Below are 11217 nucleotides of genomic sequence, written 5' to 3'. Positions count from 1 at the left end.
GTGTACAACCTGTCATCCTGAACTTGTTTCAGGATCTCTCATTCTGAGTAAACATTGCGCGCGTCGCCTGTCCTGTGGGATGCCGAAATAAATTCGGCATGACGGTGGTATAGTAGAGAAATAGGAAAAAATCCGTAATCTAAACTCACCCCTTATAAACCCCAAATAGCTGTTCAATAGCCTTTTCACGGAAAGTAAAAATCTGTTTTACTTTATTGCCTACAAAAATGCTGTTGCTGAGCCTGCCTATGGGGCCGTATGGGATGGCGTAGTGTAAAATATCGTTCATGAGTACGCCGCCTTCAATCTCTTTAAAATGATGTTGGTGGTGCCACATGGCGTATGGGCCGAAGCGCTGCTCATCAACAAAGTATTGTTTTTCGGCAACATGGGTAATCTCGGTCATCCAGTTCATTTTGATGCCCAGTAACGGTGATATTTTGTAAGTGATGATCATGCCGGCATACATTTTTGTTTCGGCAGTATAATCAGATGTTACCACAAATTTCATATCATCAGGAGTGATCTTAGCCAGGTTAAGTGGCGACCTGAAAAAATCCCAGGCCATATCCAAACTAATGGGTATGGCCTGTTCTGTTTTTAATACGTATGTTTTCATCAAAAGGCTGACAAACCGCAGCGGCTATTTGTTTGATATACCGGTTGATTTATATTTTGGTGCTGCCAATGGGCAAATCCCTGCGCGACCACTCGCTCCACGAACCCACGTACAGTTTTGGTCCGCTGATGCCGGCATGAGCCATGCCAAGCAGTGTATGGCAGGCCGTAACGCCCGATCCGCAATGTACGATAACATGATCTGCCTGTACATTACCAATAGTATCTTCATACAGTTTCTTTAGCGTATCGGCAGGGAGGTATTTACCCTCAGCATCCAGGTTATAAATGTAAGGCAGGTTAAGCGCTCCGGGGATATGACCGGCAATGAGGTCAATTGGTTCGGTAAGGCCCTGATAGCGCGGAGTTTCACGCACGTCAATCACTAAATAGCCTTCATCGCTGGCGGCAGCGCCGGTTTGTTCAATGGTCACGGTACCTTCAAATACATCAGGCACGGGGTAAGATGCGGTTGCTGTTGGCGTATATTCCTCGGTACTTAATTCAATACCGGCATTTTTTGCAGCCTGCAGGCCTCCGTTTAAAACCTGTACATTTTGGTGACCAATAGCTTTCAGCATCCACCAGAAACGGGCTCCGCCAAACGCGGCTGCCTTATCGTCATAAACTACTACATGGCTTTGCGGGGTAATACCTAATTTACCTAACAGGACGGCAAAATCATCAATATGAGGTAATGGGTGCCGACCGCCGATGGCGGCGTCGGTAACTTTAGATGCCAGATCTTTATCAAGGTCAACAAATGCCGCGTTTTTTAAATGGCCGGCAAGGTAGCGTTGGTTTGCATCCTGCCCGGCACGGGCATCGATAAGAATAGTATTCGGGCCGGACAAAGCCGGATCGTTGATTTCAATTAGTGGCGACATAGTGTATCTGATTTATTGAAAAACCAAATATAAATACACCGCGTGTAGTTTTAAGTTTTTACTGCACTATTTTATTGGCGCAATAAGAGCTTGCAAAAGCCTCGGGTTTGGCCTTAAATACAAAGCCCATGCTTAGAATATAACCCATAGCCTCATGCAGGGCCTGGTTTGATTTAAACAGTGGGTTGGTATTAATATCGGCATGTACCTCCAGTTCTACATCGTACAAATCAAGCAGATCGCACAGTTTGTAGGCAATATCGATTGATTTTTGCACTTCGCTCAGCATACGTTCTTTAATGCTCATTTTTTGCGATGTACGTTCCTGGTGAATGAACATAAAAGCACCACGTTGCTCACGTACAAACACAATTACAGTAGCAAAATCAGTTACGCTGCCTTTTACTTGTGAGTCGGTACCGATACATACTTTGAGTTTATTGCCGAGGGCGGCTTCGCGTTCAATTGCCTTTTCAACCTCTTCCATAATTGGCGATTGGATAACCTCGCCGCTGAATTTTCTCCAGGTCATAAAAATTGTTTTAAGTTAATTTTAGCTGACCTTTTTTATAGGTCTATAAAAATAAGTGATAAGGTTTCATATTAACGTAAATATGCTATGATTTATTTGTTAACATTTAACTGATTATTAACAGATTAGGATTATTTATTCAACTATGAATTTACGCAATTACACGTGTTAAAACAAAAAACCTACGTTTAAACAGTTTAAAGGAGGAAAGGGCCGATGTCTGAACCACGATTAAACGGATTTTGGGATTACCACAATTTAAAAGAAATCCCAATGATCTTATAGTCTGTTTAATCGTGGTTCAGACAATAAGATCTTATCTGGTGCAAGTATATAGCGATGACCTCGTTTCATACTTGTGCAAGGATAGGGGAGAAAATCATAAAGATATCAGGAAGCTCCTATGGAGCTGTAATATGTTTTAATAATTACTATAAACAGGTTACCCCAATGAGGTTTGTATAAATTTGGATTTGTTTTTTTCATTAGTAAGATTATACAAACCTCATTGGGGTGGCCTGTTTATAGAATGGATATAAAATAAGTAATTAGCTCCATAGGAGCTTCCTGTTCAACAGATGCGGTTTGATATGCCTGAAAATCCGAAATTGAAATTCCCAAATCCGAAATCAAGCCAGCGCGGCCCTGATCTTATTTTCGGCTTCGAGTACGAGGTCTTCATATGGGGTTTGTCCGGGCTCAATGGGGGTAAGCACTTCCCAGGTCATGGGAGTGAATGAGTTGAGTGGGTAAAAGCCGTAACGGATCATTTTCCATGAATCTTTGATGGCTATAGGCACCAATAAGGCATTAGGGCATTTTTTTAATATGGTAGCGATGCCACCAACCTGAAAGCTTTTCACCTCGCCGTTTTTTGATCGTGTGCCTTCCGGAAATATCACGGCCGACCAGTTATTCTCCTTCATGCGGTTGGCCAGTTTCAGAATTTCGGCAATAGACTGGCGCGAATCTTTACGGTCAATATTAGCGCCGCCACCATGTTTCAGATTGTACGATATGGATGGTATGCCTTTGGTAAGTTCAACTTTGGAAATAAATTTGGCATGATACTTACGCAGGTGCCAAATAAGCGGCGGTATATCAAATAAACTTTGATGGTTGGCTAAAAAAATGATAGGCCTATCCGTTGGCAAATTTTGCTTGTTGATAAAGGTAACTGAGCTACCCACTATGTAAGCGGTACTCAACAGACAAAGGTTTAAAAGATCAACAGCACGTTTATGCGCCTTATAACCGAATAAACGAAAACATACCCACTGGATGGGATGAAAGATAAGGAGTGCCAAAAAGAATGCTATAATAGCAAATGGGGATAAAATGTAGCCTAAAAACTTTTTCATCGACCATCAAATTTATATTTTTTTTATGAAAAGCTCAGCTTACAATCGGTTTTCTGATAAAAGCAGCTGTACTTTAAGTACGGCGGCTACAGTCATCGAGTCGGTGATCTGTCCGTCGCAAACCATGCGGTATGCTTCGGCAAATGGTAGTTTTTTGATAACCAGTTGCTCGGTGTCTTCCGGTTCGGGCTCAAACTGGGTTAGTTCACGGGCAAGGTAAATGATACCCCACTCGTCGCTTACCGAATTACTAAGGTGTATTTGTTGTATTTCGGTCCATAGGTTGGCTTTAAGACCGGTTTCTTCCAATAATTCGCGTTTTGCAGATTCCAGCGGATCAATACCTTGCGGGCCGCCGCCTTCGGGCATCTCCCAGCTGTACTGGTTCAGCGGAAAACGGAACTGTCCCACCAGGTAAGTATTCAGCTCATCATCAAGGGGCAGTACGCCAATGGCCATATTTTTAAAATGAACTTTGCCATAAATGCCCGGGTTCCCTGATGGATTAATAACCTGGTACTCGGTAATATTGATCCAGGGGTTATCATAAACATTTTTTTCGGAGGTAATTTTCCAGGGATTTTCTTCGGGGTGATGCATGGCGCTAAAAATAGTAAAAGCCCCTCTAAACTGTGAAGTATTCATGAACACAATTTAAAAACAGACAATTGTGAATAAGCTTTACTAAGAGTATAGATTTTATGTAACCAGGTGTACATCGACTCACCCCGACATCGCTACGCTTGTCGACCCTCTCTTCAGCTCTGCTGTAAAGAGGGTGAGGAAGTTTTCTTTGTTCCTTTGTCTTTTATCCTTCATCCATTTTCTTGCCCTCTTTCCACCGTAGGTGAAGAGAGGGTGGTCCAGCAAAGACCGGGTGAGTAACTTGCGGGCCAGGCAAATCAAAGGATATGTCTTTTCATAGGCTATTACCCTTCATGGGGTTGGGGCTATCTAAAAAACGTAAGATATATCTGCTTGATAATATGGTAGGCAGCAAAGGCAAAAAACAAAATAGCGATACCTGTATTGATAAACCGTGTGCTGAGTGCGAATTTCTTTTGTATATACCTGGCAAAGCGGGCATACAGAAAAAGGCACAGAAAAGCTCCTGCTGCTGAGCCAATACTGAATATGACAAGGGCCACTTTACCCGTTAATATCCACTCGTGGGTAATAAGATAAGTACCTGTAACCATCCAGAAAGGCACCTGCATAGGGTTCAAAAAGCCAAGCAGTATGCCGTATTTGATGCTGGCATGTTCAGAGTAATTGGTTTCGGGTGGTTTATTGCGGTGTATCCAGGTAATGGTACCCAAAACACCAAATAATATCACCATTATCCAGTCAATAACAACCGCAAGCCTTAATTCGCCAGACAGCCATCGGGCGGCATGCATAATAAAATAAGTAAAGAAAAATTCAACGCATGAAAAGGCTACAATAAAGCGAACAGCCTCTTTTATACCACGATTTATAGTGATTTGTATTAACGTAAGGTTGATGTTTCCGGGCGGTATGTAACCAATAAAATTGGCAATGAGCCCTATAAAAAAGGTCAGGAATATCATTTTGGCAAAGATAGGTTGTAAATAAGCAGATGTGCAAATTTCATATGTGAAGTTTATTGAGGTTGGCTGAACTACGATTTCAAGGATTTAGTCAAAACACAGTTTTTTGATCCCAAAGTCATTTGTCTATTAGTCCATAAGTCCAATAATCCCTGTTCAAACAAAAAATCTGCATATTTGCACATCTGAAATCTGCACATTTACAACATGCCAACTGATAAAATAGTTTCCTTACTACCGTCTGCCACCGAAATAGTTTGTGCCCTGGGTCTTGAAGATAATCTGGTTGGCCGGTCGCATGAATGTGATTATCCTGCATCGGTACAGCAATTGCCGGTATGTACCGAAGCTAATTTCCCGGATAACTTAAGCAGCCGGCAGATAGATGTTAAGGTGAAAGAGATCCTGGCCGATGCCTTATCGGTTTATACGGTAAAGCGTGAACAAATTAAACAACTGGCACCTGATGTGGTAATTACGCAGGATCAGTGCGAGGTTTGTGCCGTATCTCTGGCCGAAGTGGAATTGGCGCTTGATAATTACCTTGATAAAAAAGCACGCATCGTATCCCTGCAACCCAATAGCCTTGATGATGTTTTCAGTGACATTATTACTATAGCTAAAGCTTTAAACGTACCTGAAGCGGGGGCCGACCTACTGGAGCGCCTAACCGAGCGGGTAGACATTATCAAACATAAATTAAAATTTAGCGACAGTAAGCCAACGGTTGCCTGTATCGAGTGGCTCGACCCATTGATGGTTTCGGGTAATTGGGTGCCCGGCCTGGTTAATATTGCCGGTGGTACACCTGTGCTGGCACAGGATGGTAAACATTCGCCCTATGTACAATGGAGCGATATCCAGGAACAAAACCCCGAGTTTATAGTGGTAATGCCTTGCGGTTTTTCGATAGAACGTACCCTGAAAGAAATTGATATACTGATGCAGCTGCCCGGCTTTGCCGATCTGAAAGCCATCAAAAACAACCAGCTTTTTATTGCTGATGGTAACCATTACTTTAATCGCCCCGGTCCGCGTATAGTTGATTCTATCGAGATACTGGCCGAGATCATGCGCCCCAAACAATTTGCCTTTGGCTACGAAGGCGAAGGTTGGATTAAGTTTGGACTATAAGACTTTTGGACTTCCTGGATTGTGGGATTCTCGGACTTTTGGACTGTAAGACTTTTGGACAAAGGACAAAGGACTCTCCATTATCTGACGCAAGTATGAAGCGAGGGAAGTGTAAGGGCTGCTTGTGCATTTGCAGAGGCACAAGTAGCCTCTGTGTTCAGGCCATTGCTTCACTTGCGCCAGGGTAGGACAAATTTTGGAAATAAAAAGTACACTCATCTCCTGAAACTTACGAAGTTTTTAAAACTTCGTAAGTTTGGAATGCGCTGTCCGAAGTCCTTAATCTTAAAGTCTTTTATCCATTGTCCAAAACTCCCAGAGTCTCATAATCCCCAACTCTCATAGTCCCATTAAGAACTTCTTAAAATAATTTAAAAAGTATAACTAAAATGTGGAAAGGTTATTTATATTTACCTTTCAATCCATTATCAACCAATACTATATTATGCGCAAAATTTTTACAGCGATGCTTTTCGCGGCATTTTTTATGAGCACGGCATTTAGGTTTCATGACGAAGTAAAGTTTAAAGTTTCTGATCTGCGCGTGAGCTGGCAGGTGGTTGATAACAATTATCAGAATAAAAAGCAGGCTTTAACCGCGCTGGTAATTACCAATACCGGGCACGAGGTGTTGCCCGCCAGCGGATGGAAGTTTTATTTTAACTCGGGCCGCGGCTTTGCCGAGCAGGCGGTGAGTAACAATGCCAAAATAACCGCGGTAAATGGTGATTTATATTGCATTACCCCAACCGATGGGTTTAAGGACCTGAAACCCGGTGCGTCTGTACGTATTGAATATATTAATGAAGACCCTGTGGTGAATGTTACCGATGCGCCTGAGGGTATTTATCTGGTTTGGGATGCCCAGCCCGAAAAAGGATATTCTATCACCTCGTTTACCGTTGAGCCCTACAAGCCTGATTACCAAGGCCTGGTAACGCCCGAGATTGTTTTCGATAGAAATAAGAGCATTACCGATATCCCGGCCGATAACCTGCCCCAGGTCTTTCCTACACCCGTAAGCTATCAGCAAACTGGTACTGATAAGTTTGTGTTGAATAATCCGGCCCCTATTGCAGGTTTCTCTGATAAAAGATTTGAAAAAGAGGCTCGTGTGCTAACTGATTACATAGCATCCTTGGGGGGCGAAAAATCAAAGACCGAAACCAAAGCCGGTTCGCTTAAAACCATTGTTATCAAATATAAAGAAGGCATTAACCCCGAAGGATATGAAATGAGCATTACGCCAACAGGCATCCATATTTTTGCGTCGGCAACGGCGGGTGCCTATTATGCGGTGCAATCGGTAAAAAGCATGATCCCGGCATCAGCATTTGCCAATCCTAAAAAGAACATCGAGATCCCTTGTGCCGAAATTAAGGACGAACCGCGCTTTGCTTACCGTGCCGTGATGCTTGATGTGGCCCGCAATTTTCAGCCTAAAAAACAGGTGTTAAAATTGCTGGAAGCTATGAGCCTGTACAAACTAAATACCCTGCACCTGCATTTAACTGATGATGAAGGCTGGCGTATTGAGCTGCCATCATTGCCTGAACTAACCACTGTAGGATCCAAACGCGGCCATACTTTAGATAGTAAGAATTTTTTACCCGCATCTCACGGTTCTGGCCCTGATGTAAATAATACGGTTGGAACTGGATTTTATAACCGCGCTGATTACATCGAGATCTTAAAATACGCTACCGACCGCCACATTGCCGTAGTACCCGAAATTGAAACGCCGGGCCATGCCAGGGCACCTATCAAGGCGATGGATAACCGCTACAACCGCCTGATGGCCGAGGGTAAAAAGGCCGAGGCCGAAAAATACCTGCTGCGCGATCTGAATGATAAATCGGAGTACCGCTCGGTACAATACTGGAATGATAACGTGATCGATGTGTCGTTGCCATCTACTTATAATTTTGTGGAAACCGTGGTGAGTGATATTGCCGCTTTATACAAGGAAGCGGGCGCACCTTTAAAAACTATCCACTTTGGTGGCGACGAAGTGCCCCCGCATGTTTGGGAAAAATCGCCTGCTTACCTAACTCTGAAAGCAACGCATCCGGAAATACAGAGTACCAACGATCTGTGGTATTACTTTTATGGCCGCGTAAACGAAATATTAAAAGCTAAAGGACTGCTGTTGTCAGGCTGGGAGGAAATGGCTCTGCGTAAAACCATGTTGGATGGTAAACCGACTTATGTACCTAATCCTGATTTTACTAAAGAACATTTACAGGCAGATGTATGGAACAATGTGCTGGGCGGCGGACAGGAAGATTTGGCTTACCGTTTAGCTAACTCGGGTTATAAAGTAGTGCTTACCTGTGTTACTAATTTGTACTTTGACATGGCCAACTACAAATCATTTGACGAGCCGGGCTACTACTGGGGCGCGTTTTTGGGTATCGATAAGTTTTTCTCGTTCATCCCGTATGATTATTTTAAAAATGCCGATGTAGATAAAAACGGCCTGCCTATTAACCCTACATTGTTTATAGGAAAGCAGCGCCTTACTGATTATGGCAAAAGCAACATCATAGGCTTGCAGGGCGCGCTTTGGGCCGAAACCGTGAAAAGCACCGAACGCATGGATTATATGATATTCCCCCGCCTGCTTGCCCTGGCCGAACGTGCCTGGGCTAAAGACCCGCAATGGGCCACTGAGCCTGATCCGGTGAAAGCTAAGCAGCTTTATGAACAGGCATGGTCGAACTTTTTGAATGTGTTGGGCAAACGTGAACTGCCAAGGTTGAGTTATTACGATGGCGGTTTCAATTATCGTATCCCCAAGCCGGGTATCAACCTGCAGGATGGCAAATACCTGAGCAATATTGAATTTCCGGGTCTAACTATTCGCTATACCACCAACGGCAAAGACCCCGACGAAAAAAGCAAGGAATACACCGGCCCGGTTGACTATAAAGGCGGCACTATCAAGTTCCGCGCATTTGACGTTAAAGGCCGCGGAGGCAATGTGGCAGAAGGCGGGAGTAATGGTTTGAATCCGTAAAGCTTGATAAGAAAACAGGAGTTTTGCAAATCCGAGTCCCACAGTATAAAACATTTAAGCATATTCAATTTTGATTATGCTTAAATGTTTTATACAAACCAGGGCTGTTCATGAATGATTATTTTTTCCATATCCAAATTACCTGCAAAATGTATTTTACCTGCTAATACAAGCGAATAAAGTACTTCGTCTACCCTATCATGCAATGGATCTTTGAACTTCAAACGTGCGTCAATGGCTGAACCAATTGGCAAATGACATGTTTTATTAAAACATTGTCGAACAAAATCTACTGCTAATGGATCAAAAACTATTGGATATTTAAAATCCTCTTCTTTATCGCCCTCTAATATATCATAAGGTTTAAGATCCTCAAGCAGACCACCCGTGAACATGCTTCGTCTGCCATAGCCAAAATACCACTCATCTGTTTTTTTTAATTGATAATAATCACTTTGGTAATCTTTTATCTCGTCCTTACAAATCCATGTAAGTGTATAATCTCCCATATAGCTTTCAATATGGAATTGAGCAATTTCAAAATTGATATTTCTTAGTATATGTTCAAGTTTTAACACCAAAAAATTCCATTCAATTAAGTTTAATCCAAGGCCTTTATATGTTGCTCCAAATGAAATCAAGATATCATCATAATAATAAGGTACCTCATAATCTCCAAAAGCAAACATGTTCGTGTTGATAAATGGATAGTATTGATCCTTACCTAAGCTTCTAAGGAAATTAACGGATTTCTCATAATCATTTCTGATTTTTATTGCACCATATATAGAATTGAATTCCATTTCTATTCTAATTAAAATTTAACCTGTCACTTTTAAATTTCATCATTCTTCAAATGTTGATCAGAATTGAACCCCCATTCCCACAGTATAATTCCTCAAAGGCGATGCGTTATAGTAGCGGTTGCCCACAGCGTTCAGGTCATTACCCAGGCTATATTTCTGGTTCAGGATATTGTCTGCTCCAAAGTAAATTTCCAAATGCGTTTTGTGGCCAATGGTTGGCTGCCAGCTTGCTTTAGCTTGCAGCAGATTATAGCCTGCGGCATAAACCGTGTTACCATCATTTAGCGGGATGCGTGAGGTATAATTGTGTTGAGCAAATAACGACAGGTTATACGGCACCCGCAGCTGCAAACTGGTTACAAATACCTGTCTTGGTACCCCTGTTAGGTTATTGCCTGAGTAACTGGTAGTGGCATCTGCATAATCCCTGAATGTGAATTTACTATAGGTGTATGATTCATTAAACTGTAATCCACGCACAAAATTATGGCTGTTAGGGCGAATGAGCCAGTCTGTGAATGATAGCTCAATTCCCGGTTGGTTGGTGCCGCCCGCGTTAATATAATGCTCGGTTTCGTCGGCATTTACCCGACGCACTATGGCATTGCTAATGCGGTAGTAAAAGCCCGATACATCCAGGAACATGGTTTCATCCTGGTTACGCAGGCGAAAACCGGTTTCATAGTTCCAGCCGGTTTGGGCTTGCAGAGCAGTATTCACGATGTTGTCTGTAGGCCTAACCTCGGCAGTGGTTGGGGTAGAGTAGCCACGGCTTACAGATGCCCGCCAGATGAAGTTATTGGTAACCTGATAGCTCAAAGCCAGCCTTGGCATCAATTGCGGCGTAAAGTTACGGTTGGTGAAATCAGTTTGGGCAAGCGGATAAATGTTTTTAAAATCATACTCGTACCAGTTCAGGCTCAGCGCAGCTTCCAGGTGCAGGCGCTTATAAATATCGGCCTGGTAACGGGCAAATATAAAATGCTGATTGGTGTGTATGTAATCGCTGGTTTGGGTGGTATCTTTTACACCTTTGTTATTACCGTAATTGCTGATTATAGAGTTGGTTTGCTGCCATTCCATCCCCAGGTTCACTTTCCAGTTCAGGTTTTCTTTAGGCAGGCCCGCCAGCTCAAAATAGGTGCGGAAACCAAAAGTGTTTTCGCTGCGTTGCTCAAAATTGGTGATGAATGGATTAGCAAAGTCAACATGGTTGCCAAAAACAGCCAGCACGTTACGGATACGATCTGAAAAATGATATTCGTTAACCAGTCCGCCCAGATACATGG

Annotated in this window: 10 protein-coding genes; 2 read left to right on the top strand and 8 right to left on the bottom strand. The window is 42.9% G+C overall.

Annotation, left to right across the window (positions count from 1 at the left end; genetic code table 11):
• Nucleotides 1-145 precede the first annotated feature (145 nt).
• The 6 genes from AAGC65_RS20315 to AAGC65_RS20290 form a co-directional block, all read right to left on the bottom strand.
• Nucleotides 146-619, bottom strand: a complete 474-nt coding sequence (locus tag AAGC65_RS20315) for an SRPBCC family protein (protein WP_343114289.1) — start codon at nucleotides 617-619, stop codon at nucleotides 146-148.
• A gap of 49 nt (nucleotides 620-668) precedes the next feature.
• On the bottom strand, nucleotides 669-1505 hold the full coding sequence (locus AAGC65_RS20310; RefSeq protein WP_343114288.1) for a sulfurtransferase: 837 nt from the start codon (nucleotides 1503-1505) through the stop codon (nucleotides 669-671).
• A gap of 58 nt (nucleotides 1506-1563) precedes the next feature.
• Nucleotides 1564-2037 carry a ribonuclease H-like YkuK family protein gene (locus tag AAGC65_RS20305; protein ID WP_290327908.1) on the bottom strand — a complete coding sequence of 158 codons (474 nt, stop codon included), beginning with the start codon at nucleotides 2035-2037 and terminating at the stop codon, nucleotides 1564-1566.
• A 629-nt stretch (nucleotides 2038-2666) separates the two neighbouring features.
• The gene (locus AAGC65_RS20300) at nucleotides 2667-3398 is read right to left on the bottom strand and encodes a lysophospholipid acyltransferase family protein (RefSeq protein WP_343114287.1); all 732 of its coding nucleotides are present in this window, start codon (nucleotides 3396-3398) and stop codon (nucleotides 2667-2669) included.
• 39 nt (nucleotides 3399-3437) lie between these two features.
• Nucleotides 3438-3998: an NUDIX hydrolase gene (locus AAGC65_RS20295; RefSeq protein ID WP_343114293.1), complete on the bottom strand. Its 561-nt coding sequence runs from the start codon at nucleotides 3996-3998 to the stop codon at nucleotides 3438-3440.
• A 350-nt stretch (nucleotides 3999-4348) separates the two neighbouring features.
• Nucleotides 4349-4969, bottom strand: a complete 621-nt coding sequence (locus AAGC65_RS20290; RefSeq protein WP_343114286.1) for a LysE family transporter — start codon at nucleotides 4967-4969, stop codon at nucleotides 4349-4351.
• Nucleotides 4970-5176: 207 nt separating this feature from the next.
• Here AAGC65_RS20290 and AAGC65_RS20285 point away from each other — a divergent pair, with 207 nt between their 5' ends.
• A complete protein-coding gene (locus AAGC65_RS20285; RefSeq protein ID WP_343114285.1) occupies nucleotides 5177-6103 on the top strand; it encodes a cobalamin-binding protein in 927 nt (308 codons plus the stop codon).
• Between the two features lie 445 nt (nucleotides 6104-6548).
• Nucleotides 6549-9122 carry a family 20 glycosylhydrolase gene (locus tag AAGC65_RS20280; RefSeq protein ID WP_343114284.1) on the top strand — a complete coding sequence of 858 codons (2574 nt, stop codon included), beginning with the start codon at nucleotides 6549-6551 and terminating at the stop codon, nucleotides 9120-9122.
• 89 nt (nucleotides 9123-9211) lie between these two features.
• Here the strand turns inward: AAGC65_RS20280 and AAGC65_RS20275 are convergent, their stop codons facing one another.
• On the bottom strand, nucleotides 9212-9925 hold the full coding sequence (locus AAGC65_RS20275) for a hypothetical protein (RefSeq protein ID WP_343114283.1): 714 nt from the start codon (nucleotides 9923-9925) through the stop codon (nucleotides 9212-9214).
• Between the two features lie 60 nt (nucleotides 9926-9985).
• A partial coding sequence (locus AAGC65_RS20270) for a TonB-dependent receptor domain-containing protein (RefSeq protein ID WP_343114282.1) occupies nucleotides 9986-11217 on the bottom strand: 1232 nt, incomplete at its 5' end.

This window comes from Mucilaginibacter sp., assembly GCF_039207105.1.
GTDB lineage: Bacteria > Bacteroidota > Bacteroidia > Sphingobacteriales > Sphingobacteriaceae > Mucilaginibacter.
This window is presented reverse-complemented; position numbering and strand designations above follow the sequence as displayed.

Coding starts and splice junctions, on each gene's coding strand:
- AAGC65_RS20315 (WP_343114289.1), bottom strand. CDS start 619: ATGAAAACATACGTATTAAAAACAGAACAGGCCATACCCATTAGTTTG.
- AAGC65_RS20310 (WP_343114288.1), bottom strand. CDS start 1,505: ATGTCGCCACTAATTGAAATCAACGATCCGGCTTTGTCCGGCCCGAAT.
- AAGC65_RS20305 (WP_290327908.1), bottom strand. CDS start 2,037: ATGACCTGGAGAAAATTCAGCGGCGAGGTTATCCAATCGCCAATTATG.
- AAGC65_RS20300 (WP_343114287.1), bottom strand. CDS start 3,398: ATGAAAAAGTTTTTAGGCTACATTTTATCCCCATTTGCTATTATAGCA.
- AAGC65_RS20295 (WP_343114293.1), bottom strand. CDS start 3,998: ATGCATCACCCCGAAGAAAATCCCTGGAAAATTACCTCCGAAAAAAAT.
- AAGC65_RS20290 (WP_343114286.1), bottom strand. CDS start 4,969: ATGATATTCCTGACCTTTTTTATAGGGCTCATTGCCAATTTTATTGGT.
- AAGC65_RS20285 (WP_343114285.1), top strand. CDS start 5,177: ATGCCAACTGATAAAATAGTTTCCTTACTACCGTCTGCCACCGAAATA.
- AAGC65_RS20280 (WP_343114284.1), top strand. CDS start 6,549: ATGCGCAAAATTTTTACAGCGATGCTTTTCGCGGCATTTTTTATGAGC.
- AAGC65_RS20275 (WP_343114283.1), bottom strand. CDS start 9,925: ATGGAATTCAATTCTATATATGGTGCAATAAAAATCAGAAATGATTAT.